Here is a 26,625-nt window from a genome sequence, read left to right on the forward strand (position 1 = left end):
CAAGGGTTACATGGATAGTGACCTTGTGTTGCAGACGGAGTTCGACAACCCGGCGTAGACTGCCCCGGCGTCTATCAATCAGGAGCCAGATCATGCTGAAAGTGTGGGGTCGCAAGAATTCGTCCAACGTGCGCAAGGCGTTGTGGTGTGTTGAAGAGCTGGCGTTGCCGTATAGCCGCGTAGAAGCGGGAGGCGCCTTTGGGGTGGTCAACAGCCCGGAGTATCGGGCGTTGAACCCTAATGGCCAGGTGCCTGTGATTGAAGAGGACGACGGCTTCGTGCTGTGGGAATCAAACACTATCGTGCGTTACCTCACTGCCAGATACGGTTCGGATACGTCCTGGTACCCGACCGATGCCCGTGTACGGGCGCAGGCAGACAAGTGGATGGACTGGACCAGTACCTCCTTTGCCGGGGTGTTTCGCACCGTCTTCTGGGGTGTCTTGCGTACACCTGCCGAGCAGCAGGATTGGGTGGCAATCAATGCTGCGATCAAGGCCAGCGGCGAATTGCTGGCCATTGCCGATCGGGCGCTGGCGGAAAAACCCTACTTGTCCGGTGACGAAATCGGCATGGGTGATATTCCCCTGGGATCCTTTATTTACGCCTGGTTTGAAATGCCCATCGAACGCCCGCCCCTGCCGCATTTGAGTGCCTGGTATGAGCGCCTGAAGCAGCGTCCGGCTTACCGAAATGCAGTAATGACCGCGTTGACTTAATAGCCACTATTAATACGGGCGACTGTACTTGTGCGGCGAGGCCAAGCACCATAGGTCCTTGTCGGACTTGCCCTACAGGCAGTTCGCCCCTATTTACACCTCTCCTTTCCCCCATCTTGGTGCGTAATCCGATATGAGTTCCGCTCTGTCCATACGGCAGCTAACCAAAACCTACGGCAACGGTTTCCAGGCCCTGAGTGGTATCGATCTGGATGTGGCCGAAGGTGACTTTTTTGCCTTGCTGGGCCCTAACGGCGCCGGCAAATCCACCACCATCGGTATTCTCTCGACCCTGGTCAACAAGACCAGCGGCACGGTGAATATCTTTGGCCATGACCTTGATACCAACCCGGCAGCCCTCAAGCGCTCGATTGGCGTGGTACCGCAGGAATTCAACTTTAACCAGTTTGAAAAGACCTTCGATATCGTCGTCACCCAGGCGGGGTACTACGGCATCCCGGCGAAAATTGCCAAGGAACGTGCCGAAAAGTACCTGACGCAGTTGGGGCTTTGGGACAAGCGCGATACGCCTTCGCGTTCGTTGTCAGGGGGCATGAAGCGTCGCCTGATGATTGCCCGTGCCCTGGTGCACGAGCCGCGCCTGCTGATTCTCGACGAGCCGACTGCCGGTGTCGACATTGAGCTGCGCCGCTCGATGTGGACCTTCCTCACCGGGCTGAACGAGCAGGGCACCACCATCATCCTCACCACCCACTATCTGGAAGAGGCCGAGCAGCTGTGCCGCAATATCGGCATCATCGATCACGGCACCATTGTGGAAAACACCAGCATGCGCCAGTTGCTTGGCCAGCTGCATGTCGAGACCTTCCTGCTCGACTTGAAGCACCCGTTGCAGACTGCCCCGCAGTTGATCGGTTACCCGAGTCAGTTGCTCGATGCCACAACCCTGGAAGTGCAAGTGGACAAGGTGGTGGGCATTACCGGCCTGTTCACTCAACTGGCCGCGCAAAACATCGAAGTGGTGAGCCTGCGCAACAAAACCAATCGCCTTGAGGAGTTGTTCGTGTCGTTGGTCGAGAAAAATCTGGCAAAGGTGGCGGTATGAGCTCGGAGCTGCGTCCCAACCTGGTTGCGTTGAATACCATTATTTACCGTGAAGTTCGCCGCTTTATGCGGATCTGGCCGCAAACGCTGCTGCCGCCTGCGATCACCATGGTCTTGTACTTTGTGATCTTCGGTAACCTGATCGGTCGGCAAATCGGCGATATGGGTGGTTTCACCTATATGGAGTACATCGTGCCGGGCTTGATCATGATGTCGGTGATCACCAACTCCTACGGCAACGTGGTATCGAGCTTCTTTGGTGCCAAGTTTCAGCGTTCGATCGAAGAGCTGATGGTGTCCCCGGTCTCGCCGCATACCATCCTGATCGGTTTTACCGTGGGCGGGATTTTGCGTGGCTTGATCGTGGGCCTGATCGTGACCCTGCTGTCGCTGTTCTTTACCCACTTGCAGGTGCATCACCTGGGCCTGACCATTGTGGTGGTGGTACTGACCGCGACGATCTTCTCGCTGCTGGGGTTTATCAACGCCGTATTTGCGCGCAACTTCGATGATATTTCGATTATCCCGACCTTTGTGCTGACGCCGCTGACCTACCTGGGCGGGGTGTTCTACTCGATCACGCTGTTGCCGCCGTTCTGGCAGAGCGTGTCGCTGGCCAACCCGGTGCTGCATATGGTCAACGCCTTTCGCTACGGCATCCTCGGGGTTTCGGACATCAAGATCAGCGTAGCGCTGACCTTTATGGTGGTGGCGACCATCGTCCTGTACTTTGGCTGCGCCAGGCTGCTGGTCAGCGGGCGCGGGATGCGCCAGTAGTCACGATACCTGCTGCATGAAAAAGGCCCCGACAAGGGGCCTTTTTCATGGGTGCCGGTTTTTCCGGGCCTTCCATTTATGGCTGACCCACCAGCGCCAGTAGAGCATGGTCAGGCAATAGGCCAATGCGCCAAGCACCACGCCGCAAACCACCGAGCCCAACAGGAATGGCTGCCAGACCGTAGACAGCTGGCCGCTGATCCATTCCCAGGTCAGCTCGTCGGGCAGGGTGCGTGCCGGTACGTTCATCAGCCAGGCGCCGAGCTGGTAGGTGCAATAAAACACCGGCGGCATGGTGATGGGGTTGGTCAGCCATACCAGGCCCACGGATATCGGCATATTGCTGCGCACGTTTATCGCCAGAAAGGCCGCCAGCAGCATTTGAAAGGGCATGGGGATAAAGGCCGCGAAAATGCCTACAGCCATCGCCCGCGCCACCGAGTGACGATTGAGGTGCCAGAGGTTCGGGTCGTGGAGCAAGGTGCCCAAAAATCGTAAGGACTTGTGTTCCCTGATAAGGGCCGGATCTGGCATGAAACGTTTGATCAAACGCCTTGGCATGGGCCTCTCCCTGGGGCAAGGGGGCAGTATGCCCAAATTCGACAGGATGCCTATTCAGACTTTGTGACATTTTTTTAATCGCAGAACGCCTGAGACCAACTAATCCGAGTCAAAAGGGTTAGTTGAGTATAGGCATGTACACAGGGATGTTGGCGCTGGCAGCGGGCCTGATGACGCTGCGCTTTTTACCGATTTTACCGTCTGTCGGGTGGTTGCTGCTGATGCTGGTGGCGGGGCTGTTGCTGTTGGCCTGCAGGGCCTGGCCGCTGGGGCTTTTTGTGCTTGGGTTGAGCTGGGCCTGCGTGCAGGGGCAAAGGGCGCTGGATGATCGTCTGGCGGATTCATTCGACGGGCGTACCCTCTGGGTTGAGGGGCGTGTTATCGGGTTGCCGCAGCAGTCCGGCAAGTCCGTTCGTTTTGAGTTGCAAGGGGCAAAGTCGCGGCACGGCGCGCTGCCCGCGACCATCAGGCTGAGCTGGTATGGCGGGCCCTCCGTGAACAGCGGCGAGCGCTGGCGGCTGGCGGTCAAACTCAAGAAGCCCAAGGGCTTGCTCAACCCTCAGGGGTTTGATTTTGAAGCCTGGTTACTGGCGCAGCGCATCGGTGCCACTGGCACAGTCAAGTAGGGGCAACTGCAGCAAGCCGCCAGCCACGCCTGGCGTGACGGCTTGCGCCAACGCCTGTCAGGGGTTGATGCCCAAGGCCGGGGCGCCTGGCTGGCAGCGCTGGTCCTGGGTGACGGGTCGGGCCTGAGCCGGGATGACTGGGCGCTGCTGCAGGCGACCGGCACGGTGCATTTGCTGGTGATCTCGGGGCAGCATATCGGCCTGTTTGCCGGCTTGATCTACGGGTTGGTCGCCCTGCTGGCGCGTTACGGGCTGTGGCCAGGCTTTTTGCCGTGGCTGCCCTGGGCGTGTGCCCTGGCGTTTATCGGCGCCACAGGCTATGGCCTGCTGGCCGGCTTTGAAGTGCCAGTACAGCGGGCATGCGCGATGCTCGGTCTGGTGCTGGCATGGCGTTTGTGGTTTCGCCAGCTGGGGGTGTGGCTGCCTTTTTTGCTGGCGCTCAATGCGGTGTTGATCGTCGAACCGCTGGCGAGTTTGCGGGCGGGGTTGTGGTTGTCATTCAGTGCCGTGGCGGTGCTGCTTTTTACCTTCAGCGGCCGTTTGGGGGCGTGGGGGTGGCGGGCCATGTGGCTGCGCCCTCAGGGCCTGATAGCCCTGGGCTTGTTCCCGGTGCTGTGGATCCTCGATTTGCCCATCAGCCTGACCGGGCCGCTGGCCAATCTGCTGGCGGTGCCCTGGATCAGCCTGGCGGTGCTGCCCACGGCACTGCTGGGGACCTTGCTGCTGCCTGTGCCCTGGCTGGGGGAAAACCTGCTGTGGTTATCGGGTGGCCTGATTGATGTGCTGGTGCAGGGTTTGAGCCTGCTGGCCGATGTGTTCAAGCCCTGGTTGCCCGCCTCGGTGCCGGTTTACCTTTGGTTGTTGAGTGCTGGTGGAGTGCTGATCCTGTTGTTGCCAGCGGGGTTGGTGTTGCGGCCGTTGGGCTGGCCGCTGGTGCTGCTGGCGCTGTTCGCGCCCCGGGAGCCAATCCCCCACGGTCAGGTCGAGGTGCTGCAACTGGATGTCGGCCAGGGCCTGGCCATTGCTTTGCGTACCCGCAATCACACGCTGTTGTATGACGCTGGCCCCAAGTTCGGCGATCTGGATCAGGGGGAGCGGGTGGTGGTGCCGGTTTTGCGCTCTCTGGGCGTTGGTGCGCTGGATTTGATGCTGCTCAGCCATGCTGACGCCGATCATGCGGGTGGCGCGCTGGCAGTGCAGCGCGCGATCAACGTGGCGCGGGTGGTCAGCGGTGATGTACCTGGGCTGGCGCCGCAGTTGCGGGCGCAACCCTGTGTCAGTGGCCACAGCTGGGAGTGGGACGGGGTGCGGTTTGCACTCTGGCAGTGGGCGGGGGCGAGCGACAGTAATCAAAAGTCCTGCGTGCTACAGGTGCAGGCTGGCGATGAACGGTTGCTGCTGACCGGGGATATCGACGCCAGGGCCGAGCGTGAGTTGCTGAAAAGCCCGTTGGCCGTGCCCACCCGTTGGTTGCAGGCCCCGCACCACGGCAGCAAGACTTCGTCGTCGATGGTGTTTCTCAAGGCGCTGGCGCCTGAAATCGTGCTGATATCCCGGGGGCATGGTAATAGCTTCGGTCATCCCCATCCGCAGGTGATGGCCCGGTATCAGGCGCTGGGGGTGCAGGTACTGGACAGCGCCGAGCAGGGTGCGGTGAAATTTCGTCTCGGGGTGTCGGGCAAGGCTGAAAGCATGCGTGACCAACGCCGCTTCTGGCGCGATTGACACTGCCCCTGTGGTAGAGTGGCGCACTTTTTCGAGGGGATTGTCACTGTGTGGGAACTGGTCAAATCCGGCGGCTGGATGATGCTGCCGATCATTCTGAGCTCTGTTGCCGCGCTGGGCATTATTGTCGAGCGCCTGTGGACCCTGCGTGCCAGTCGCGTGACCCCGGAGCATTTGCTCGGCCAGGTCTGGGTCTGGATCAAAGACAAACAGATGGACAAGGAAAAACTCAAGCAGCTGCGCGCCGATTCACCCCTGGGGGAGATTCTCGCTGCCGGCCTGGCCAACTCCCGGCATGGTCGCGAGATCATGAAGGAGTGCATTGAAGAGGCCGCCGCGCGGGTCATTCACGAGCTGGAGCGCTACCTCAATACCCTGGGCACCATCGCGGCAATGGCGCCGTTGCTGGGCCTGCTGGGCACCGTGCTGGGCATGATCGATATTTTCAGTTCGTTCATGGGCTCGGGCATGACCACCAATGCTGCCATCCTGGCGGGCGGTATTTCCAAGGCGCTGATCACCACGGCTGCAGGCCTGATGGTGGGTATCCCGGCGGTATTCTTCCATCGTTTCTTGCAGCGTCGCGTTGACGACCTGGTGGTCGGCATGGAACAGGAAGCAATCAAGCTGGTTGAAGTGGTGCAGGGCGACCGTGAAGTCGACATGGTCGGGAGCAAAGCGTGAAATTTCGCCGCAAGCCACGGGAAACGGTCGATATCAACCTCGCGTCATTGATTGACGTGGTGTTTATCCTGTTGCTGTTTTTTGTCGTGACCACCACGTTTACCCGCGAAACCCAGTTGCGCGTCGATCTGCCCGAGGCCGTGAGCGGCTCGCCCAACGACGAGCAGAACGGCAAGCAGCTGGATATCGCCATCAGCGCAGACGGGGTGTTTTCGCTGAATAACCAGCTGTTGCCCAAGAATGACCTGGCCAGCCTGATGGACGCCTTGCAAAAAGAGTCCGGCGGCGATACCCGCTTGCCCCTGTCCATCAGCGCCGATGGCAAAACGCAACATCAGGCGGTCATCACCGCGATGGACGCGGCCGGCAAACTGGGTTTTACGCATTTGCGCATGACCACCGTTGAAGCGCAGACGACGCCCTGATGGCCATGTCCGATCGGTTACTGCGCGCCTGGTACAGCGGGCATCCGCTGCTGACCCTGTTGCGACCGCTTGAGTGCCTCTACCGACGGGTGGTTGAGCGCAAGCGCGCACGTTTTGTTGCCGGTGAGGGCCAGATCTACCGCCCACCGGTGCCGTTGGTGGTTGTGGGCAATATCACGGTCGGCGGCACTGGCAAGACGCCTTTGATCCTGTGGCTGATCGAGCATTGCCAGCGCAAGGGGCTGCGAGTGGGTGTGGTCAGTCGTGGTTATGGCGCGACCCCGCCTCAATTGCCGTGGCGCGTACGCGCCGAGCAAAGCGCCGCGCAGGCAGGGGATGAACCCTTGCTGATCGTGCAGCGCACCGGTGTGCCGTTGATGATCGACCCCGACCGTAGCCGGGCAGTCAAGGCGCTGCTGGCCAGCGAGGTGCTGGACCTGATCCTGTCCGATGACGGTATGCAGCATTACCGTCTGGCGCGGGACCTGGAGCTGGTGCTGATCGACAATGCCAGGGGCCTGGGCAATGGCCGCTGCCTGCCGGCGGGGCCGTTGCGCGAACCGGTCGAGCGCCTGCAAAGCGTTGATGCAGTGCTGTACAACGGCGCGGCCAGCGACCCGCGGGGCGGTTTTGCATTTGCGTTGCAACCCACCGCTCTGGTCAATCTGCTGAGCGGGGAGCGCAAGGCGCTGGACTTTTTCCCTGCGCAGCAGGCCCTGCATGCGGTCGCCGGTATCGGCAACCCCCAGCGTTTCTTCACCACCCTTGAAACGCTACACTGGCGGCCAATTGCCCATGCTTTTGCCGATCACGCGCCCTATAGCGCCGACATATTGAATTTCTCGCCGGCATTGCCAGTGGTCATGACCGAAAAAGACGCGGTTAAGTGCCGCGACTTTGCGTCGCCCGACTGGTGGTATCTGGCTGTTGACGCAGTGCCTTCCCAGGCCTTTGTACTGTGGTTTGACCAACAATTGCTGCGTCTTTTACCTGATCGTCTTTTACCCTAACTCATCTCAAGGGGAACATTTATGGACACCAAGCTGCTCGATATCCTCGCCTGCCCTGTTTGCAAAGGCCCGCTCAAGCTCAGCGCCGATAAAACCGAACTGATCAGCAAGGGTGCAGGCCTGGCTTACCCGATCCGTGATGGCATCCCGGTAATGCTCGAAACCGAGGCCCGCACCCTCACCGCCGAAGAGCGTCTGGAAAAATGATCCCGGTTTTTACCGTCGTTATCCCGTCGCGCTTCGCCTCGACCCGTTTGCCGGGCAAGCCGTTGCAGATGATCGCAGGCAAGCCGATGGTCCAGCATGTCTGGGAGCAGGCCTGTAAAAGCAGCGCACAGCGGGTGGTGGTTGCCACCGACGATGCGCGTATTGTCGAGGCCTGCAAGGCGTTCGGCGCCGAGGTGCTACTGACCCGTGCCGACCACGAGTCGGGCACCGATCGCCTGGCCGAAGTGGCCACGCAACTGGGCCTGGCCAGCGATGCCATCGTGGTCAACGTGCAGGGTGACGAACCCATGATTCCGCCACAGGTGATCGATCAGGTTGCCGTCAACCTGGCGGCCCACAGTGAAGCGAGCATGGCGACCCTGGCCGAGCCGATCGACGACGTTGAGACCCTGTTCAACCCCAATGTGGTCAAGGTGGTCAGTGACATCAACGGGCTGGCGCTGACCTTCAGCCGCGCTACATTGCCCTGGGCGCGGGATGACTTCGCCCGGCAACCGGATGCACTGCCAGCGGGCGTGCCTTACCGTCGACATATCGGTATCTACGCTTATCGTGCAGGCTTCCTGCATGATTTCGTCAGTTGGGGCCCTTGCTGGCTGGAAAACACCGAACGCCTTGAGCAGCTTCGAGCGCTGTGGCACGGCGTACGTATTCATGTGGCTGACGTGCTTGAAGCCCCGCCTGCCGGTGTGGATACCGCAGAAGACCTTGAGCGCGTGCGGCGGTTGCTGGAGTCATGAGTCTGGACATGCAGGTCAATGCCTCGCTCAAGCCGTTCAACAGCTTTGGCGTGGATGTGAAGGCGAGCCTGTTGGCGCAGGCGCACAACGATGATGATGTGCGTCAGGCCTTGCTGTGCGCCGAGGAGCAAAAATTACCGCTGCTGGTGATTGGCGGGGGCAGCAACCTGCTGTTGACCGGCGATGTGCCAGCGCTGGTTTTGCGCATGGCCAGTCGCGGTATCCGCTTGCTGGAAGATGACGGCGAGCGGGTGGTGGTCGAAGCCGAGGCCGGGGAAGTCTGGCATGCCTTTGTGTTGTGGACCCTGGAGCAGGGGTTGTCGGGGCTGGAAAACCTCAGCCTGATCCCTGGCACCGTGGGCGCTGCGCCGATGCAAAATATCGGAGCCTACGGGGTTGAGATCAAGGACGTCTTTGCAGGCCTGACGGCGCTCGACCGGCACACCGGCGAGCTGCGCGAGTTCAGCCTGGCCGAGTGCAACTTTGCCTATCGTGACAGCCTGTTCAAGCAGCAGGCCGGGCGCTGGTTGATCTTGCGGGTGCGCTTTGCCCTGAGCCGGGCCATGCACTTGCATCTGGAGTACGGGCCGGTGCGTCAGCGCCTGGCCGAACAGGGCATTGAACAACCCACGGCCAGTGATGTGAGCCGCGCCATCTGCAGTATCCGCAGCGAAAAACTGCCGGACCCTGCGGTGCTGGGTAATGCTGGCAGCTTCTTCAAGAATCCATTGGTGTCGGCTGTGCTGGCTGCTGAGTTGCAACTGGCCCATCCTGGCTTGATCGGCTATCCGCAAGCGGATGGCCAGGTAAAGCTGGCCGCAGGCTGGTTGATCGAAGCTGCGGGCTGGAAGGGCTTTCGCGAGGCCGATGCCGGGGTGCATCGTCTGCAGTCGCTGGTGCTGGTCAATTATGGGTCGGCCACCGGTCTGCAGTTGTTGGCCCTGGCGCAACGCATTCAGGCGGATATCGAGCAGCGCTTTGCGGTGCAGCTGGAGATGGAGCCCAACCTGTATTAGTGGTCTGGACAATCAATGAAGCCTATACCGGTAGCGGCGCTGGCGTTGGCCCTGGTGACGTTGACCGGGTGTGTCACTGCTCCGCCCAAAGATCAAAACAACCTGTGCAGTATTTATCGCCAATACCCGGCCTGGTACAAGGACTCGGTCGCGATGCAGGAGCGCTGGGGCACCCCTGTGCATGTTGCGATGGCAATCATGAAGCAGGAAAGCAGCTTCGTCGCCGACGCGCTGCCGCCCCGCGCTTATCTTCTGTGGGTCATTCCGTGGGGCAGGGTCAGCCCGTCTTACGGTTATGCGCAGGCCCAGCCCCCCGCGTGGCGTGACTTTGAAGCCAGCATGGGCAGTTCCGGCTCGCGCGACAATTTCGCGGACGCCATCATGTTTATTGGTTGGTACACCGCCGGAACCCAGCGGCAATTGGGGATCTCCAAATGGGATGCCTACAACCAGTACCTGGCGTATCACGAGGGCAGGGGGGGATACAGTCGCAATACCTATCGCGCCAAGCCCTGGTTGATGCAGGTGGCGCGCAAGGTCGAGCAACAGTCCAAAACCTATGGTGCGCAGCTTGGTCAGTGTCGTGGCGAGCTGGAGAAGGGGCGCCGCTCGTTCTGGCCATTCTGATTGCCCGCAAGCCATGACTTGGGGGAATAAAAAAAGCCCCGCCAGTTCAGAACTGGCGGGGCTTTTTATTGGCCTTTGGAATTAGGCGAGGGGTTTATCCTCGTGCTCCTTTTCCTGGGCTACGCCTTCGTGCGCAGTTGCCTGGGCGGCAGCTGCCGCTGCAGCAGCGGCTTCTTCACGCTTGCGACGACGGACTTCACGCGGGTCGTTAGGTGCACGACCATTGCTTGGGGCGCTGACCGCCGGGGCGGCAACCACGACCTCAACCACTTCAGTTGCCACAACAGCTTCGACTGGAGCCGGCTCTGCGGCAACGACCGTTTCAACCACGGCTTCGACGGCGACGACTGCAGGTGCGGCCGGTTCTTCGACAGCCACGCGCTCTGCGGCGGCTTCAGCAACGGCAGGCTCTGCAACGGGCTCGCGTACTACGCGGGCTTCGCGGGCAGGCTGTGGTGCCTTCTCGATCACCGCAGTCTCGACCACAGGTGCTTGCACCTCGGTTTCGACTACAGGCTCTGGTGCTGCTGCAACTGGTTCGGCAGCGGCCTGAACTTCAGGCTGTGCTTGCTGATCCGGAGCTACTTCAACTTCAGGTGCCTTGACCGCTTCGATCGGTGTCACGGCTTCCACGACAGGGGCTTCAACAACCGGCGTTTCAACAACCGGTGCTTCAACGGCGGGTGCCTGGGCAGCGACTGCTTCTACCGTGGTTGCTTCTTCAGCAGCGGCTTCAACAGCCGGCGCCTGGGCAGCAGCTGCTTCAACAACCAGCACTTCCTTGTCGGCTTCAACAACCGCTACGGTTTCAGCCGGGGCCGATTCCTGGGCTGCTTCGGTGGCGCGTTCTGCCTGCTGGTGCGCCTGGGCTTCAGCTGGAGCGCTGATGGCCTGGGTGGCAACCACTTCAGTCACGGCTACAGCGGCGGCGACTTCAGGTGCATTGGCAGGAGCGTTTTGGGCAGTGCCTTCTTCGCTGTTCTCTTCCGAGCCTTCAATCACATTGCCGTTGGCGTCACGCTGACGTTCACGACGGTTGCTGCGACGACGCTGGCCGCGGGAGCGACGACGTGGGCGATCGCCTTCGGCGTTGTCCTGGGTCTCGTCCTGGGACTGCTCTTCAGCGGTCAGCACTTCTTCGTCTTCAGCAGCGGCGACAACCTGCTCTTCGCGTGGTGCGCGTTCTTCGCGAGGGGCGCGCGGCTGGCGTTCTTCACGCGGTGGGCGTGGTGCGCGCTCTTCAGCTACGGCTGCGGTGGCAGCGGCAACAGCAGGTGCTGCATCCAGAGGTTCGCGCAGTTCACGTACGCGTTCTTCGCGTTCGCCACGAGGCTTGCGGTCTTCACGCGGTGCGCGTGGTGCACGCTCTTCACGAGGTGGGCGTGGTGCGCGCTCTTCGCGAGGGGCTTGGGCCACAACCGGAGTTTCTTCGCGCGGGCTACGTTCTTCGCGTGGTTCGCGTGCAGCACGTTCTTCACGTGGAGCACGTTCTTCGCGCGGCTTGCGTTCTTCGTCACGACGACCGTTGCGGTTACGGCTTTGCTGGCGACCGTTGCGGCGCTCTTCGTTGCGCGCAGGGCGCTCAGGGGTTGCCGGCTTCTCGACTACGGTCGGAGCAGCAGGCTCTTCCTTGGAGGCGAACAGGCTGACCAGCGACTTGACCAGGCCCTTGAACAGGCTCGGCTCGGCGATGGTGGCAGCAGGTGCAGGCGCGACCGGTGCAGCAGCGGCTTCGGTTGGAACCGGTGCCGAAGTGCGTGGCGGAGCAGTCTTGACCGCTGCTTCCTGGCGAACCAGGGTGCGGGTGGCTGCAGCCGGTTGAACTTCTTCCACTTCAGCAGCAGCGGCAGCGATTTCATAGCTGGACTGGTTGGTGTGGGCTTCCGGGCTGTCATCACGCAGACGCTGAACTTCGAAGTGCGGCGTTTCGAGGTGATCGTTCGGCAGGATGACGATGCGGGCACGGGTGCGCAGTTCGATCTTGGTGATCGAGTTGCGTTTTTCGTTGAGCAGGAACGCTGCAACCGGGATCGGCACCTGGGCGCGTACTTCGGCAGTGCGGTCTTTCAGGGCTTCTTCTTCGATCAGGCGCAGGATCGCCAGCGACAGCGATTCAACATCACGGATGATGCCGGTGCCGTTGCAGCGCGGGCAAACGATGCCGCTGCTCTCGCCCAGGGATGGACGCAGGCGCTGACGGGACATTTCCAGCAGGCCGAAGCGCGAGATACGACCCACTTGTACGCGGGCACGGTCGGCTTCCAGGCATTCGCGGACTTTTTCTTCCACGGCGCGCTGGTTCTTGGCCGGGGTCATGTCGATGAAGTCGATGACGATCAGGCCGCCGATGTCGCGCAGGCGCAACTGACGGGCGATTTCTTCTGCCGCTTCAAGGTTGGTTTGCAGGGCGGTTTCTTCGATATCGCTGCCTTTGGTGGCGCGCGCCGAGTTGATGTCGATGGACACCAGGGCTTCGGTCGGGTCGATAACGATGGAGCCGCCGGAAGGCAGTTCAACGACGCGCTGGAAGGCGGTCTCGATCTGGCTTTCGATCTGGAAACGATTGAACAGCGGAACGCTGTCTTCGTAGAGTTTGATCTTGCTGGCGTACTGCGGCATCACCTGGCGGATGAAGGTCAGGGCTTCGTCCTGGGCTTCAACGCTGTCGATCAGCACTTCGCCGATGTCCTGGCGCAGGTAATCGCGGATGGCGCGGATGATCACGTTGCTTTCCTGGTAGATCAGGAATGGCGCGGCGCGATCCAGCGAGGCTTCTTTAATGGCGGTCCACAGCTGCAGCAGGTAGTCGAGGTCCCACTGCATTTCTTCGCTGCTGCGGCCAAGGCCGGCAGTGCGCACGATCAGGCCCATGTCGGCAGGAGCGATCAGGCCGTTCAGCGCTTCACGCAGTTCGTTGCGCTCTTCGCCTTCGATGCGACGGGAGATGCCGCCGGCACGCGGGTTGTTCGGCATCAGGACCAGGTAGCGGCCGGCCAGGCTGATAAACGTGGTCAGGGCTGCGCCCTTGTTGCCGCGTTCTTCTTTTTCGACCTGCACGATAACTTCCTGGCCTTCGCTCAGGACGTCCTTGATGTTGACGCGGCCTTCAGGGGCTTTCTTGAAGTACTCGCGGGAGATTTCCTTGAGGGGCAGGAAGCCGTGGCGCTCGGAGCCGAAATCGACAAAGGCAGCCTCAAGGCTTGGTTCGATGCGAGTAATACGGCCTTTGTAGATATTGGCTTTCTTCTGCTCGCGAGCACCCGACTCGATGTCCAGGTCGTAGAGGCGTTGGCCATCTACCAGTGCAACGCGCAGCTCTTCAGGTTGAGTTGCGTTAATCAGCATTCTTTTCATGTTGTACCGTCGGTTTCCGGGCTACCGGAAACGGCGTTCGGCACACACGACTTCTCATGGTCGGTGTCAGGTGCGTCAGGAGTTGTTGGCCACTCCTGTGTACAACGAGGTTCGACCCTTGGGGGCGAAGTCGCGACTTACGCTTCCTGCTTGCTGTGGTGCTAAAGCACCTCTTAAGCAAAAGTCTGGTCAGGAGGAGGAATCAACCGGCGGCTGTGGACGAGATGAAGCGTCTTGATAAAGCCTATTGCTACACAGTCCGGCGGTTGTGCATCTCCACCCTACACGTATCCCTGATAATTCGGGTGCTGCCGCGCGCAGAATCCGCAGCGGGTTGGCATTTACCGTGTTCTCCAAAAGGGGAGTTCACGCATCATGGCTAATAAAGGCGTTGTTTCCGAAGCATTCGCTCGAAATTCCCGAGGCTGACTGCACTTTGTGAACTGGCCGTGAATATCGGCGTAAAAGGCGAGTTTGCACTCTGCTTTCCAGGCTCGCTTCAGGCCTCATGTCACCTGCGCTTGTTACAACTCCAGGTCTTGCGTATCCAGCAAAAGCCCCGTAGGACGGCCTCGCGTCCTGATCAAGAGCGTTGGTCAGGGCCGGTTGTTCACCGTTAATCCGCTGTCCAGGCCGCTTTTGGCGGCGTTCGCGACTATAGCAGCAATGATTAAGTGCTTCAATTCCATAAAAAATTGTTATCATTCGCGGCATGACGACGACTACCCCCCCGACCCCCAGCGTCCAGCTGCTTGAGGTCTCGCCGGAATATGCCGGCCAACGCATCGACAACTTTCTTCTTGCTCGGCTCAAGGGCGTTCCCAAGACCTTGATTTACCGCATTTTGCGTAAAGGCGAAGTGCGCGTGAACAAGGGCCGGATCAAGCCCGAGTACAAGCTGCAGGCTGGCGATATCGTGCGCGTGCCGCCGGTTCGCGTGCCTGAGCGTGACGAGCCGGTGCCGGTGGCGCAAGGTTTGCTGCTGCGTCTTGAGGCAGCGATTGTCTATGAAGACAAAGCGCTGATTGTATTGAACAAGCCGGCGGGTATCGCCGTGCATGGCGGCAGCGGCCTGACCTTTGGCGTGATTGAAGCCTTTCGTCAGATGCGCCCGGACGCCAAGGAACTGGAGCTGGTTCACCGCCTCGACCGTGACACGTCCGGCCTGCTGATGATCGCGAAAAAACGCAGCATGCTGCGTCACCTGCACGAAGCCCTGCGTGGCGATGGTATCGACAAGCGCTATATGGCCCTGGTGCGCGGCAACTGGGCGGCCTCCATCAAGCAGGTGCGTGCGCCGCTGATGAAGAGCAACTTGCGCTCAGGTGAGCGCATGGTGGAAGTCAACGAAGACGAAGGCAAAGAGTCGGTGACCGTGTTCAAGGTACTGCGCCGCTTCGGCGACTTTGCCACCATGGTCGAAGCGCGGCCGATTACCGGGCGTACCCACCAGATCCGCGTGCATACCCTGCATGCCGGGCATTGCATTGCCGGCGACAGCAAGTACGGCGATGAAGGGTTCTCCAAGGAGATCCGCGACCTGGGCGGCAAGCGTCTGTTTCTGCATGCCTATATGCTGACGGTGCCGATGCCCGATGGCACTGAAATGAAATTCCAGGCCCCGGTTGATGAGATGTGGGCCAAAACCGTGGAGCGTCTGAGTGCCCCTTACTGAGTACAAGCTGCTCATTTTTGACTGGGATGGCACGCTGGCCGATTCCATTGGTCGGATTGTCACGGCGATGCAGGGCGCGGCGCAGCGTGCGGGGCGCCCTGAGCGTGATGCGCCTGCTGTAAAAGGGATTATCGGCTTGGGGTTGCCCGAGGCGATCCTGACCCTTTACCCCGACATGACGCCTGAAGAGGTCATTGCCTTCCGTCAGCACTATGCCGACCTCTATATCGCTATGGATGCCGAGCCCTCGCCGTTGTTTGCGGGGGTGCGGGAATCGCTGGAAGCCTTCCGTGCCCAGGGCTATCGTCTGGCGGTGGCCACGGGCAAGGCGCGTCGCGGCCTTGATCGTGTGCTCAAGGCTCACGGCTGGGAGGACTTCTTTGATATCACCCGTGCCGCAGACGAGACCGCCAGCAAGCCCGATCCGTTGATGCTCAATCAAATCCTGGCCCATTGCGCTGTGCGCCCGGAGCAGGCGTTGATGGTGGGGGATGCGTCCTTTGATTTGCTGATGGCACGCAATGCGGGTATCGACTCGGTTGCGGTAGGCTATGGTGCTCAATCAATGGAGCGCTTGCTGACGTTCGAGCCCCGGTTGGCGATTGACAGTTTTCCCGAGTTGCGTGCCTGGCTTGAGCGTCAGGCTAATTAAGATCTTTGCTGGGGTAATGCATGGTCGATCAATGGAAAGCGCCCTCTGCGGCTGAAAACACTGTTGGTGATGATAAAAGCTGGCGGTTGCTGGAAAAAACCTTGTTGGCAGGTATTCAGGAGCAGCGCCGCTCGCGACGCTGGGGCATTTTCTTCAAGGTCTTGATGTTCTGCTACCTGATTGCGGTGTTGTTGCTGTTCACTCCGCTGGTGAGCATGGAGCGCAGCGCGGTCGGCGGCTCCAGCTATACCGCGCTGATCGATGTGCGCGGGCCGATTGCCGATAAAGAGCCGGCCAGTGCCGACAATCTGGTCACCAGCCTGCAGGCAGCGTTTGACGACCCGCGGGTCAAGGGCGTGGTGCTGCGCATCAACAGCCCGGGCGGCAGCCCTGTGCAGTCGGGTTATGTCTACGATGAGATCCGTCGTCTGCGCGGCTTGCATCCCGATACCAAGGTGTATGCGGTGATTTCCGATCTGGGCGCTTCCGGGGCTTACTACATTGCCAGTGCCGCTGACGAAATCTACGCCGACAAGGCCAGCCTCGTCGGGTCGATTGGTGTGACGGCGGCAGGTTTCGGCTTTGTCGGTGCGATGGACAAGCTGGGGATCCAGCGTCGTGCCTATACCTCGGGTGACCACAAGGCGTTCCTGGATCCTTTTGAGCCGGAGAAGCCGGACGAGACCAAGTTCTGGCAGGGCGTGTTGAATGTGACGCACCAGCAGTTTATTGACAGCGTCAAGCAGGGGCGTGGTGATCGCCTGAAAGACAAGGAGCACCCGGAGCTGTTCTCGGGCCTGGTCTGGACTGGTCAGCAGGCACTGCCGCTGGGCTTGATCGACGGGCTGGGCAATACCAGTTCGGTAGCGCGTGACGTGATCGGTGCCAAGGAATTGGTGGATTTCACGGTGCAGGAATCGGCGTTCGATCGCTTCTCGAAAAAGCTCGGTGCCAGCGTGGCTGAGCAATTGGCCATGTGGATGGGCTTTCAGGGGCCGACGCTGCGCTGATTACTTTGCTGTTGTGGGAGTTGGCTTGCCTGCGATGCAGGCGATGCGGTCTGTCAGATGCACCGTGTTGATGCCATCGCGAGCAAGCCCGCTCCCACAGGCATGTTGCAAACAAAAAAAACCGGCACGGCGATGCCGATTTTTTGTGGGTCAGGGAATCTCGACGCCCTCAGCAAGCAGCATATCCACCAGGCGGATCAGCGGCAGGCCGACCAGGCTGGTGGCATCATCGCCTTCAGTGCGCTGGAACAGGCTCACACCAAGCCCTTCGGCTTTAAAGCTGCCTGCGCAGTCGTAGGGTTGCTCGGCGCGCAGGTAGCGCTCGATCTGCTCTGTGCTCAGGCTGCGCATATGCACGGTAAATGGCACGCAGTCGGTCTGATAATGGCCGGTCTGGCTGTTGAGCAGGGTCAGGCCGGTCAGGAAGCTGACGCTGGCGCCACTTGCCCTGGTCAGTTGCTGGTGGGCTTTTTCGTGGGTGTGGGGTTTGCCGATGATCTGTCCGTCGAGAACTGCGACCTGATCCGAGCCGATAATCAGATGGTTCGGATGGCAGGCGGCGAGTGCGCGGGCTTTTTCCAGTGACAGGCGCTTGACCAGTTCGGTGGCAGTTTCGCCTTGATGGTGGCTTTCGTCGATATCCGGCGAGCTGCAAGTGAAGGGCAGGCGCAGGCGAGACAATAAATCGCGGCGATAAACCGAGCTTGAAGCGAGTAATAAAGGTAGCATGCGCGACTCCTGTAGGCAGTTGACGATTCTAATGCTCGTACGCAATGTCGCACAGACACAATTTCCTTTGACACGTGAAGGGGTCCTCCCTAGAATGCTGCGCCTATGTTGAATGACCCGATTCCACCTCACGTTGACCCGCGCAAATTGGCTGATCGTGGCACTACCCTTCAAGGTGAAGTGTTGCTGGCTGATTTGGAGAGACTCTGCGATCCGCTTTCCGACGATGTTGGAACGGTCCAGGCTAAATTTGTTTTTGAGCGCGACGAACGTAGATCTGTGGTAATACACAGCTCCATTGACGTCGAGGTCAAGATGGTTTGCCAGCGTTGTCTTGAGCTGGTCACCCTGCCGATCCACAGCGAATGCAGTTATGCCGTGGTGAAAGAGGGTGCGAATACCCAGTCGTTACCGAAAGGTTATGACGTGCTGGAACTGGGCGAAGATCCATTGGATCTGCATGCACTGATCGAGGAGGAGCTTTTGCTCGCCTTGCCCATTGTGCCTGCTCATCATCCGGAAGAATGCCAGCAGCCGGCGGGTCTCGATGAGCCCGAACCAGGCGAGGACGAGGTAACGCGGTCCAACCCGTTCAGTGTATTGGCGCAGTTAAAGCGTGACCCAAACGTTTAGGAGTTAATCAATTATGGCTGTTCAGCAGAACAAAAAATCCCGCTCTGCCCGTGACATGCGTCGTTCGCACGATGCTCTTTCGGCTAGCACTCTGTCTGTAGAAAAAACCACCGGTGAAATTCACCTGCGTCACCACGTATCGCCAGAAGGCGTATACCGTGGTCGTAAAGTGATCGACAAGGGCGCTGACGAGTAATCACTTGTCCGCTCAGGTCATCGCGATCGACGCAATGGGCGGGGACTTCGGTCCCCGCAGCATTGTTCAGGCCTGTATTGCCTGCCTGTCTGCTACTCCCTCGCTGCATCTGACCCTCGTCGGTCAACCCTCCATACTTGAATCCCTGATTGCCGGCCATTCGGCTGTGGATCGCTCGCGCCTGTCGATTACTCCCGCTTCTGAAGTGATTGCCATGAATGAGCGGCCGTCCCATGCCTTGCGCAGCAAGCCGGACTCGTCCATGCGCGTTGCTCTGGAGTTGCTCCGTGATGGCAAGGTGCAAGCCTGTGTCAGTTCCGGCAACACCGGTGCGCTGATGGCCTTGTCCCGGCATGTGCTCAAGACCTTGCCGGGTATCGACCGTCCGGCGATGGTGGCGGCGGTGCCGACCCAGACCGGCTACTGTCAGTTGCTGGACCTTGGGGCGAATGTCGATTGCACGGCCAGCCAGTTGTTCCAGTTTGCGGTGATGGGCTCGGTGGCCGCGCAGGCGCTGGGCGTGCCCCGTCCGCGGGTTGCATTGCTTAACGTCGGCACCGAGGACGTCAAGGGCAACCAGCAGGTCAAGGAGGCGGCGGCGTTGTTGCAGGCGGCACCAGGGCTGCATTACATCGGCTTTGTCGAGGGTGACGGGGTGTATCGCGGTGAGGCTGATGTGGTGGTGTGCGACGGATTTGTCGGCAATATCATGCTCAAGTCCAGCGAAGGCCTGGCGACCATGATTTCGAGCCGGCTTGAAGCGGTGTTCCGGCGCAACCTGTTCAGTCGCTGCGTAGGTATGCTGGCATTGCCGTTGATGCGGCGCCTGCAGGCCGACCTGGCACCGGCGCGGCACAACGGCGCGAGTTTTCTCGGTTTGCAGGGCATTGTGGTCAAGAGTCACGGTTCGGCAGGTGCTCAGGGCTTTCAAAGTGCAATTGAGCGCGCACTGATTGAAATCCATGAAGACCTGCCAAAGCGTTTGTATGGGCGCCTTGAAGGGTTGTTGCCGTAGGCGTTTTACCGGGTGGATGCTTAAATGTGACCGCCCGGTCCAATCAGCCATCCAACTGTCAGTTTCTTGCGTCCGCCACGGCAGGACGTCAATTCTCCGACGACAAGATCATTAGGGGCTTGTTACATGTCTACATCCCTCGCATTCGTCTTTCCAGGGCAGGGTTCGCAGTCCCTCGGCATGTTGGCCGAGCTGGGCGCGGAACACCCGCTGGTCCTGGAAACATTCAAAGAAGCTTCTGCTGCCCTGGGTTACGACCTGTGGGCGCTGGTCCAGGAAGGCCCTGCAGAGAAGCTGAACCAGACTGATATTACCCAGCCTGCCATTCTCACCGCCTCGATTGCCCTGTGGCGTCTGTGGCTGGCTGAAGGCGGCAAGCGTCCGGACTTCGTGGCTGGCCACAGCCTGGGCGAGTACAGCGCGCTGGTGGCTGCCGAATGCCTGACCCTGGCCGAGGCGGTCAAGCTGGTTGAGCGTCGCGGTCAGCTGATGCAAGAGGCCGTACCGGCCGGGCAGGGCGCCATGGCGGCGATCCTGGGCCTGGAAGATGCCGATGTACTGGCGGCCTGCGCAGAAGCTGCGCAAGGTGAGGTGGTCAGTGCGGTCAACTTCAACTCGCCGGGTCAGGTCGTGATTGCCGGGGCCAAGGCTGCTGTCGAGCGTGCCATGGAGCTGTGCAAGGCCAAGGGCGCCAAGCGTGCCTTGCCGTTGCCGGTGAGCGTGCCGTCGCACTGCGAGCTGATGCGCCCTGCTGCCGAGCGTTTTGCCGAGTCCATCGAAGCGATCGACTGGAAAATGCCGGGCATTGCCCTGGTGCAGAACGTCAGCGCCGCCGTGGCGGCCGATCTGCCGACCCTCAAGCGCGATCTGCTCGAGCAGCTGTACAAGCCTGTGCGTTGGGTTGAATCGGTGCAGGCCCTGGCGGCCAACGGCCCGGTTGACCTGGTTGAATGCGGCCCGGGCAAAGTCCTGGTGGGCATCAGCAAGCGTTGCGCCGAAGGCGTTACCACTCACAATTTGAATACCCCGGATGCCTTCGCCGCTGCGCGCTTGGCTCTGGTCTGAATCAGGAGAAGCCTGCATGAGCTTGCAAGGTAAAGTTGCACTGGTAACAGGCGCAAGCCGTGGCATTGGCCAGGCGATCGCATTGGAATTGGGTCGTCAGGGCGCCATTGTCATTGGCACGGCGACTTCCGCGTCAGGTGCCGAGCGCATCGCTGCCACCCTGAAAGAAAACGGTGTTCAGGGCACTGGCATGGAGCTCAACGTGACCAGCAACGAATCGGTTGCTGCGGTACTGGCAAGCATTCAGGAGCAGTTCGGCGCGCCGGCAATCCTGGTCAATAATGCCGGTATCACCCGCGATAACCTGATGATGCGCATGAAAGATGACGAATGGCATGATGTCATCGACACCAACCTGAACAGTCTGTATCGCCTGTCCAAGGGTGTTTTGCGCGGCATGACCAAGGCCCGCTGGGGACGAATTATCAATATTGGCTCTGTTGTGGGTGCCATGGGCAACGCAGGCCAAGTAAACTACGCCGCCGCCAAGGCAGGCCTTGAAGGTTTCGGCCGTGCACTGGCACGTGAAGTGGGCTCGCGCTCGATCACTGTCAACTCGGTTGCTCCGGGCTTTATCGACACCGATATGACCCGTGAACTGCCAGAAGCACAGCGCGAAGCCTTGCAGACGCAGATTCCGCTGGGCCGTCTGGGCCAGGCTCAAGAGATCGCTAACGTGGTCGCTTTCCTGGCATCCGACGGTGCAGCCTACGTGACCGGGGCTACAATTCCGGTCAACGGCGGGATGTACATGAGTTAAATGTGACGGATTGCTTCAAAAAAATGTCATACGAGCTGTCTAAAATCCGTTATAAAGCTGCAATCTTTTTATAGGCAGCCGGCTGTTGCGGAGTGAGTGCAAAGCTTTCAGTTGAAAAACCGAAAAGGCTTTCGATACACTTGCCCACTGGCCAGCTGCCTGAATTTGTCCATTAGGAGTGAAAACAAGGTATGAGCACCATCGAAGAGCGCGTCAAGAAAATCGTTGCCGAGCAACTGGGCGTTAAAGAAGAAGAAGTGACCAATGCCGCTTCCTTCGTTGAAGACCTGGGTGCCGACTCCCTTGACACCGTTGAGCTTGTGATGGCTCTGGAAGAGGAATTCGAGACTGAGATTCCTGACGAAGAAGCTGAAAAGATCACTACTGTACAAGCAGCAATCGACTACGTTACTAGCCACCAGGCGTAATAGTTTGTAATCGTTGCTCGCTGTCATGGAAAAACCGCACTGCCGCTCTGGCGTGCGGTTTTTTCTTTAGGTGTGATGCAAAGTGTCGTCAATAGAATAAAGGAGAGTGCTGTGTCGCGTAGACGCGTCGTAGTCACCGGTATGGGGATGTTGTCGCCACTGGGTGCGGATGTTCCGAGCACCTGGCAAGGCATTCTGGCAGGCCGTAGTGGCATTGGTCTGATCGAACACACGGATCTTTCTGCCTATTCCACCCGTTTTGGCGGCTCGGTACAGGGCTTTAACGTTGAGGATTACCTCTCCGTCAAAGAAGCCCGAAAACTTGACCTGTTTATTCAATACGGTCTGGCAGCCGGGTTTCAGGCTGTGCGCAATTCCGGCCTGGAAGTTACCGACGCCAATCGTGAGCGCATCGGTGTGGCAATGGGTTCGGGTATTGGCGGTCTGACCAATATCGAAGAAACCAGCCGTACCCTGCACGAGCAAGGCCCGCGACGGATTTCTCCGTTCTTTGTGCCTGGCTCGATCATCAACATGATTTCCGGCTTTCTGTCTATCCACCTGGGTACACAGGGGCCTAACTACGCCATCGCCACAGCCTGTACCACCGGTACGCACTGTATTGGCATGGCGGCGCGCAATATTGCCTACGGCGAAGCCGATGTGATGATTGCAGGTGGCGCAGAAATGGCTGCTTGCGGTCTGGGCATGGGCGGCTTTGGTGCTTCGCGTGCGCTGTCGACCCGCAACGACGACCCGACCCGGGCCAGCCGTCCTTGGGACAAGGGCCGTGACGGCTTTGTGCTGTCCGACGGTGCCGGCGCGCTGGTGCTTGAAGAGCTTGAGCATGCCAAGGCGCGTGGCGCGACCATCTACGCCGAGCTGATCGGTTTTGGCATGAGCGGCGACGCCTTCCACATGACCTCGCCTCCGGCTGACGGTGCGGGTGCTGCACGCTGCATCACCAATGCCTTGCGTGATGCCCGGGTCAACCCTGACCAGGTGCAGTACATCAACGCCCACGGCACCTCGACGCCTGCCGGTGACCTGGCGGAAGTTTCGGCGATCAAGTCGGTGTTCGGCGATCACGCCTACAACCTGGCCGTGAGTTCGACCAAGTCCATGACCGGTCACCTGCTGGGTGCCGCCGGCGCGGTCGAGGCGATCTTCAGCGTGCTGGCCATCAACAGCCAGATTGCCCCGCCGACCATCAACCTCGACGAGCCCGATGAAGGCTGCGACCTCGACTTCGTGCCGCATACCCCGCGCGAAATGCCGATTGACGTGGTGTTGTCCAACTCGTTCGGCTTTGGTGGCACCAACGGCTCGCTGGTATTCCGCCGGTACGCCGAGTAATGCAAAGCTGGGTCGACGGTCAACCGGCGAGCGCCCTGGCGTCGCTTAAAGACCGTGGGCTGGCCTATGGCGATGGGCTGTTCGAGACCATTGCCGTCAAGGCTGGCACGCCGTTGCTGCTGGAGCTGCACCTGCAGCGCCTGGCACTCGGTTGTTCCCGGCTGGCGATTGTTGCGGATCAAGCACTGATCCGCAGCGAATTGCTGGCTTACGCCCGCGCAATGGGCGAAGGCGTGCTCAAGCTGATCCTGACCCGCGGCGACAGCCAGCGCGGTTATGGCGCATCCCCCGGGGCCTTGCCTCGAAGAATTCTGCAGGCCAGCCCGACGGCTGCTTACCCTGAAGCCAATGCGTTGCAGGGTATACAGCTGTTCGACTGTGCCACCCGTCTGGCCGAGCAACCGCTATTGGCCGGGCTCAAACACCTCAATCGACTTGAACAGGTCATTGCGCGCTCCGAATGGCAAGACCCGGCCTGTGCCGAGGGCTTGATGCGCGATACCTCGGGGCGGGTGATTGAAGGTGTGTTCAGTAATCTGTTTATAGTGCGTGACGGGGTTTTGCTGACCGCCGACCTGAGCCGCTGTGGCGTGGCCGGCGTGATGCGCGCGGCACTGCTGGCTGAGGCCGGGCGCCTGGGTATCCCGTGTCATGTCACCGACATCAGCCTTGCGCAACTGCAGCAGGCCGATGAACTCTTCCTCTGCAACAGTGTGTATGGCATTTGGCCCGTGCGCGCTTTTGCAGACCTGAGCTGGCCGGTGGGGCCACTCACCCGTAAACTGCAAGGCATTGCTCGCACCCTACTGGATGTCTGATTCGTGAAACGTAAAATCTTGGTGCTGCTGCAGATGGGTCTGGTGCTGGCGGGCTTGGTGCTGGGCGCCAGCGCCTGGAAGCTCAACTCGGCGCTGGAGCAACCGCTCAACCTGACGCAAGAACAAATGCTCGATGTGCCCGCCGGCGCCACGCCCACCGGTACGTTCAATCGCCTGGAAGCAGACGGCACGCTGGACGACGCTTTCTGGCTGCGCCTGTACTGGCGCTTCAACCTTGAAGGCCAGCCCCTGCACAGCGGCGAATACCGCATGACGCCGGGCATGACCGCTCAGGACCTGATCGGTGTGTGGCAGCGGGGTGAAGTGGTGCAATACAGCCTGACCCTGGTTGAAGGCTGGAACTTTCGCCAAGTGCGTAGCGCCCTGGCCAAACACGAAAAAATCGAACAGACCCTCGACGGCCTGAGCGACAGCGAAGTCATGGCCAAACTCGGGCACGAAGGTGTATTCCCGGAAGGGCGGTTTTTCCCGGACACCTACCGTTTTGTGCGCGGCATGACCGATGCCCAGCTGCTGGAAAAAGCCTACGATCGTCTGGATAAAGTACTCGCCCAGGAATGGGAGCAGCGTGACCCTGCTGTGCCCTATGCCACGCCGTATCAGGCGCTGATCATGGCCTCCCTGGTGGAAAAAGAAACCGGTGTGCCGCAAGAGCGTGGGCAGATTGCCGGGGTTTTTGTACGCCGGATGAAAATCGGCATGCCGCTGCAAACCGATCCTACGGTGATCTACGGTCTGGGTGAGCGCTACACCGGCAAGCTGACCCGCGCCCATTTACGCGAGCCTACGCCCTACAATACCTACACCATCCCCGGCTTGCCGCCGACGCCGATTGCGATGGTGGGGCGCGAGGCCATTCACGCCGCGCTGCACCCGGCAGATGGCACCAGCCTGTATTTTGTGGCCAAGGGCGATGGCAGCCACACGTTTTCCGATGATCTGGATGCGCACAATTCCGCTGTGCGCGAATTCCAGATCAAGCGCCGTGCCGATTACCGTTCGAGCCCCGCGCCGGCCCCGGCGGCTGAACCGCAGACTTCCCCGGTCGAGCCGCAAGGCCCGACAGACACTGATTAAGGATTGCTGCCTGTGACTGGCTTGTTTATTACCTTGGAAGGCCCCGAAGGCGCGGGCAAAAGCACCAACCGCGAATACCTGGCAGAGCGCTTGCGCGCCGAAGGCATTGACGTGGTGCTGACCCGCGAACCTGGCGGCACGCCGTTGGCCGAGCGTATCCGCGAGCTGCTGCTCACGCCCAGCGATGACGCGATGTGTGCCGACACCGAACTGCTGCTGGTCTTCGCCGCCCGCGCCCAGCATCTGGCCGAAGTCATTCGCCCGGCACTGGCCCGTGGCGCGGTGGTGCTGTGTGATCGCTTTACCGATGCCACCTATGCCTATCAGGGCGGCGGCCGGGGCTTGTCCCATGAGCGTATCGCCACCCTTGAGACCTTTGTTCAGGGCGCGCTGCGCCCAGACCTGACCCTGGTGTTCGACCTGCCGATCGAAGTCGGCATGGCCCGTGCCAGCGCCCGCGGCCGACTGGACCGCTTTGAGCAGGAAGGCCGCACATTTTTCGATGCCGTGCGCAGCACCTACCTTGATCGCGCCAGGGCCGAGCCCGGACGCTATCGCCTGATCGATGCCGGGCAAACCCTGGATCAGGTGCAGGGCCAGCTCGACGCGCTGTTGCCGCAATTGCTGGGCATGCACCGTGGCTGAGGCCTATCCGTGGCAAGACAACCTGTGGCAGCAGATGGCCGGGCGCGCACAGCATGCCCATGCCTACCTGCTGCACGGCCCGGCGGGCATCGGCAAGCGGGCGCTGGCCGAGCGCTTGATGGCCAGCCTGCTGTGCAAGCAGCCGGTGGGGCTTGAGGCGTGCGGTGTGTGCAAGTCTTGTTCGCTGCTGGCGGCGGGCAGCCACCCCGACAACTACATTCTTGAGCCAGAAGAGGCCGACAAGGCGATCAAGGTCGACCAGGTGCGCGAGCTGGTCAGCTTTGTGGTGCAGACCGCCCAGCTGGGCGGGCGCAAGGTGGTGCTGGTCGAGCCGGTGGAAGCGATGAATATCAACGCCGCCAACGCCTTGCTCAAAAGCCTTGAAGAACCGTCGGGCAACACCATCTTGCTGTTGGTCAGCCATCAGTCGAGCCGGTTGCTGCCGACCATTCGCAGCCGTTGCGTGCAGCAGGCCTGCCCGCTGCCCAGTGAAGCGCTGAGCCTGGAGTGGCTGGCCAGTGCGCTGCCCGACCTCGTCGAAGCCGAGCGCGTCGAGTTGCTGACCCTGGCCGCAGGTTCGCCCCTGGTGGCGGTCAAGCTGCAGGCCCAGGGTGTGCGCGAGCAGCGCGCAGCGGTGGTGGAGGGCGTCAAGAAGCTGCTCAAGCGCGAGCTGTCGGCCAGTCAGTTGGCTGAAAGCTGGAAAGCCATTCCGCTGTTGCTGCTGTTTGACTGGTTCTGCGACTGGTCGAGCCTGATCCTGCGCTATCAACTGACCCGGGACGAAGCCGGCCTTGGCCTGGAAGACATGCGCAAAGTCCTGCAATACCTGGCACAAAAGACCCCCCAGGACAAAGTGCTGACTATCCAGGACTGGATTCTTGCCCAGCGCCAGAAGGTCTTGAGCAAGGCCAACCTTAATCGTGACTTGTTGCTCGAAGCGCTGCTGGTGCAGTGGGCTGGCCTGCCCGGCCAGCGCTGATTTGACTGA

At 60.4% G+C, this 26,625-nt stretch carries 27 protein-coding genes and 1 pseudogene; 25 read left to right on the top strand and 3 right to left on the bottom strand.

What is annotated here, in order from left to right:
* Positions 1-92: 92 nt before the first annotated feature.
* The 3 genes from BLU25_RS21390 to BLU25_RS21400 all read left to right on the top strand — a co-directional run bounded on the left by BLU25_RS21390 (position 93) and on the right by BLU25_RS21400 (position 2,561).
* Entirely contained in the window at positions 93-719 is a 627-nt protein-coding gene (locus tag BLU25_RS21390) for a glutathione S-transferase (RefSeq protein WP_016779930.1), read from the top strand.
* Positions 720-852: 133 nt separating this feature from the next.
* Positions 853-1,785: an ABC transporter ATP-binding protein gene (locus BLU25_RS21395; RefSeq protein ID WP_016779931.1), complete on the top strand. Its 933-nt coding sequence runs from the start codon at positions 853-855 to the stop codon at positions 1,783-1,785.
* On the top strand, positions 1,782-2,561 hold the full coding sequence (locus tag BLU25_RS21400) for an ABC transporter permease (RefSeq protein ID WP_016779932.1): 780 nt from the start codon (positions 1,782-1,784) through the stop codon (positions 2,559-2,561). The genes BLU25_RS21395 and BLU25_RS21400 overlap by 4 nt, the downstream gene beginning before the upstream one ends.
* Positions 2,562-2,606: 45 nt before the next feature.
* On the opposite strand, the gene BLU25_RS21405 is transcribed toward BLU25_RS21400, so the two are convergent.
* Positions 2,607-3,122, bottom strand: coding sequence for a DUF2062 domain-containing protein (locus tag BLU25_RS21405; RefSeq protein ID WP_016779933.1), 516 nt, complete (start codon positions 3,120-3,122; stop codon positions 2,607-2,609).
* Between the two features lie 134 nt (positions 3,123-3,256).
* On the opposite strand from BLU25_RS21405, the pseudogene BLU25_RS21410 reads away from it, so the two are divergent.
* The 8 genes and pseudogenes from BLU25_RS21410 (at position 3,257) to BLU25_RS21445 (ending at position 10,203) form a co-directional block, all read left to right on the top strand.
* Positions 3,257-5,473 (top strand): annotated as a pseudogene (locus BLU25_RS21410) (DNA internalization-related competence protein ComEC/Rec2).
* A gap of 48 nt (positions 5,474-5,521) precedes the next feature.
* Positions 5,522-6,157, top strand: coding sequence for a MotA/TolQ/ExbB proton channel family protein (locus BLU25_RS21415; protein WP_029611293.1), 636 nt, complete (start codon positions 5,522-5,524; stop codon positions 6,155-6,157).
* Positions 6,154-6,582 carry an ExbD/TolR family protein gene (locus tag BLU25_RS21420; RefSeq protein ID WP_016779937.1) on the top strand — a complete coding sequence of 143 codons (429 nt, stop codon included), beginning with the start codon at positions 6,154-6,156 and terminating at the stop codon, positions 6,580-6,582. Before BLU25_RS21415 ends, BLU25_RS21420 begins: the two co-directional genes overlap by 4 nt.
* Entirely contained in the window at positions 6,582-7,592 is a 1,011-nt protein-coding gene (gene lpxK, locus BLU25_RS21425) for a tetraacyldisaccharide 4'-kinase (RefSeq protein ID WP_016779938.1), read from the top strand. The genes BLU25_RS21420 and lpxK overlap by 1 nt, the downstream gene beginning before the upstream one ends.
* Positions 7,593-7,613: 21 nt before the next feature.
* Positions 7,614-7,799 carry a Trm112 family protein gene (locus BLU25_RS21430; protein ID WP_016779939.1) on the top strand — a complete coding sequence of 62 codons (186 nt, stop codon included), beginning with the start codon at positions 7,614-7,616 and terminating at the stop codon, positions 7,797-7,799.
* On the top strand, positions 7,796-8,560 hold the full coding sequence (kdsB, locus tag BLU25_RS21435) for a 3-deoxy-manno-octulosonate cytidylyltransferase (RefSeq protein ID WP_016779940.1): 765 nt from the start codon (positions 7,796-7,798) through the stop codon (positions 8,558-8,560). Before BLU25_RS21430 ends, kdsB begins: the two co-directional genes overlap by 4 nt.
* Positions 8,557-9,576: a UDP-N-acetylmuramate dehydrogenase gene (gene murB, locus BLU25_RS21440; protein WP_083369823.1), complete on the top strand. Its 1,020-nt coding sequence runs from the start codon at positions 8,557-8,559 to the stop codon at positions 9,574-9,576. The genes kdsB and murB overlap by 4 nt, the downstream gene beginning before the upstream one ends.
* 15 nt (positions 9,577-9,591) lie before the next feature.
* On the top strand, positions 9,592-10,203 hold the full coding sequence (locus BLU25_RS21445) for a transglycosylase SLT domain-containing protein (RefSeq protein WP_016779942.1): 612 nt from the start codon (positions 9,592-9,594) through the stop codon (positions 10,201-10,203).
* Between the two features lie 81 nt (positions 10,204-10,284).
* Here BLU25_RS21445 and rne read toward each other — a convergent pair whose 3' ends face one another.
* Positions 10,285-13,548 (bottom strand): ribonuclease E, encoded by a 3,264-nt coding sequence (gene rne / locus BLU25_RS21450; RefSeq protein ID WP_016779943.1) that lies wholly within the window; start codon positions 13,546-13,548, stop codon positions 10,285-10,287.
* Between the two features lie 721 nt (positions 13,549-14,269).
* Between rne and rluC the strand changes: the two genes are divergently transcribed.
* Genes rluC through BLU25_RS21470 form a run of 3 tightly spaced genes read left to right on the top strand, consistent with a single transcriptional unit; the run spans position 14,270 to position 16,894 of the window.
* A complete protein-coding gene (gene rluC / locus BLU25_RS21460) occupies positions 14,270-15,232 on the top strand; it encodes a 23S rRNA pseudouridine(955/2504/2580) synthase RluC (protein WP_016779944.1) in 963 nt (320 codons plus the stop codon).
* Positions 15,219-15,884, top strand: coding sequence for an HAD-IA family hydrolase (locus BLU25_RS21465; protein WP_016779945.1), 666 nt, complete (start codon positions 15,219-15,221; stop codon positions 15,882-15,884). Before rluC ends, BLU25_RS21465 begins: the two co-directional genes overlap by 14 nt.
* 20 nt (positions 15,885-15,904) lie before the next feature.
* A complete protein-coding gene (locus tag BLU25_RS21470) occupies positions 15,905-16,894 on the top strand; it encodes a S49 family peptidase (RefSeq protein WP_016779946.1) in 990 nt (329 codons plus the stop codon).
* Positions 16,895-17,044: 150 nt separating this feature from the next.
* On the opposite strand, the gene BLU25_RS21475 is transcribed toward BLU25_RS21470, so the two are convergent.
* The gene (locus tag BLU25_RS21475; protein WP_016779947.1) at positions 17,045-17,623 is read right to left on the bottom strand and encodes a Maf family protein; all 579 of its coding nucleotides are present in this window, start codon (positions 17,621-17,623) and stop codon (positions 17,045-17,047) included.
* 105 nt (positions 17,624-17,728) lie between these two features.
* On the opposite strand from BLU25_RS21475, the gene BLU25_RS21480 reads away from it, so the two are divergent.
* The 11 genes from BLU25_RS21480 to BLU25_RS21530 all read left to right on the top strand — a co-directional run bounded on the left by BLU25_RS21480 (position 17,729) and on the right by BLU25_RS21530 (position 26,616).
* Positions 17,729-18,256: a YceD family protein gene (locus BLU25_RS21480; protein ID WP_016779948.1), complete on the top strand. Its 528-nt coding sequence runs from the start codon at positions 17,729-17,731 to the stop codon at positions 18,254-18,256.
* A 13-nt stretch (positions 18,257-18,269) separates the two neighbouring features.
* Positions 18,270-18,452, top strand: a complete 183-nt coding sequence (gene rpmF, locus BLU25_RS21485) for a 50S ribosomal protein L32 (RefSeq protein WP_003442519.1) — start codon at positions 18,270-18,272, stop codon at positions 18,450-18,452.
* A 4-nt stretch (positions 18,453-18,456) separates the two neighbouring features.
* Positions 18,457-19,467, top strand: coding sequence for a phosphate acyltransferase PlsX (gene plsX, locus BLU25_RS21490; protein WP_016779949.1), 1,011 nt, complete (start codon positions 18,457-18,459; stop codon positions 19,465-19,467).
* Between the two features lie 126 nt (positions 19,468-19,593).
* Positions 19,594-20,532, top strand: a complete 939-nt coding sequence (gene fabD, locus BLU25_RS21495; protein WP_029611295.1) for an ACP S-malonyltransferase — start codon at positions 19,594-19,596, stop codon at positions 20,530-20,532.
* Between the two features lie 16 nt (positions 20,533-20,548).
* A complete protein-coding gene (fabG, locus tag BLU25_RS21500) occupies positions 20,549-21,292 on the top strand; it encodes a 3-oxoacyl-ACP reductase FabG (protein WP_016779951.1) in 744 nt (247 codons plus the stop codon).
* Between the two features lie 191 nt (positions 21,293-21,483).
* Entirely contained in the window at positions 21,484-21,720 is a 237-nt protein-coding gene (acpP, locus tag BLU25_RS21505; protein WP_016779952.1) for an acyl carrier protein, read from the top strand.
* Positions 21,721-21,831: 111 nt separating this feature from the next.
* Positions 21,832-23,076, top strand: coding sequence for a beta-ketoacyl-ACP synthase II (fabF, locus tag BLU25_RS21510; protein ID WP_029611296.1), 1,245 nt, complete (start codon positions 21,832-21,834; stop codon positions 23,074-23,076).
* The gene (pabC, locus tag BLU25_RS21515) at positions 23,076-23,894 is read left to right on the top strand and encodes an aminodeoxychorismate lyase (RefSeq protein WP_016779954.1); all 819 of its coding nucleotides are present in this window, start codon (positions 23,076-23,078) and stop codon (positions 23,892-23,894) included. The genes fabF and pabC overlap by 1 nt, the downstream gene beginning before the upstream one ends.
* A gap of 3 nt (positions 23,895-23,897) precedes the next feature.
* The gene (mltG, locus tag BLU25_RS21520) at positions 23,898-24,992 is read left to right on the top strand and encodes an endolytic transglycosylase MltG (RefSeq protein WP_016779955.1); all 1,095 of its coding nucleotides are present in this window, start codon (positions 23,898-23,900) and stop codon (positions 24,990-24,992) included.
* A 12-nt stretch (positions 24,993-25,004) separates the two neighbouring features.
* Positions 25,005-25,637 carry a dTMP kinase gene (tmk, locus tag BLU25_RS21525; RefSeq protein ID WP_016779956.1) on the top strand — a complete coding sequence of 211 codons (633 nt, stop codon included), beginning with the start codon at positions 25,005-25,007 and terminating at the stop codon, positions 25,635-25,637.
* Positions 25,630-26,616, top strand: coding sequence for a DNA polymerase III subunit delta' (locus BLU25_RS21530; RefSeq protein WP_083369824.1), 987 nt, complete (start codon positions 25,630-25,632; stop codon positions 26,614-26,616). The genes tmk and BLU25_RS21530 overlap by 8 nt, the downstream gene beginning before the upstream one ends.
* The last annotated feature ends 9 nt before the right edge of the window (positions 26,617-26,625 follow it).

The sequence above is a fragment of the Pseudomonas fragi genome (genome assembly GCF_900105835.1).
Lineage (GTDB): Bacteria > Pseudomonadota > Gammaproteobacteria > Pseudomonadales > Pseudomonadaceae > Aquipseudomonas > Aquipseudomonas fragi.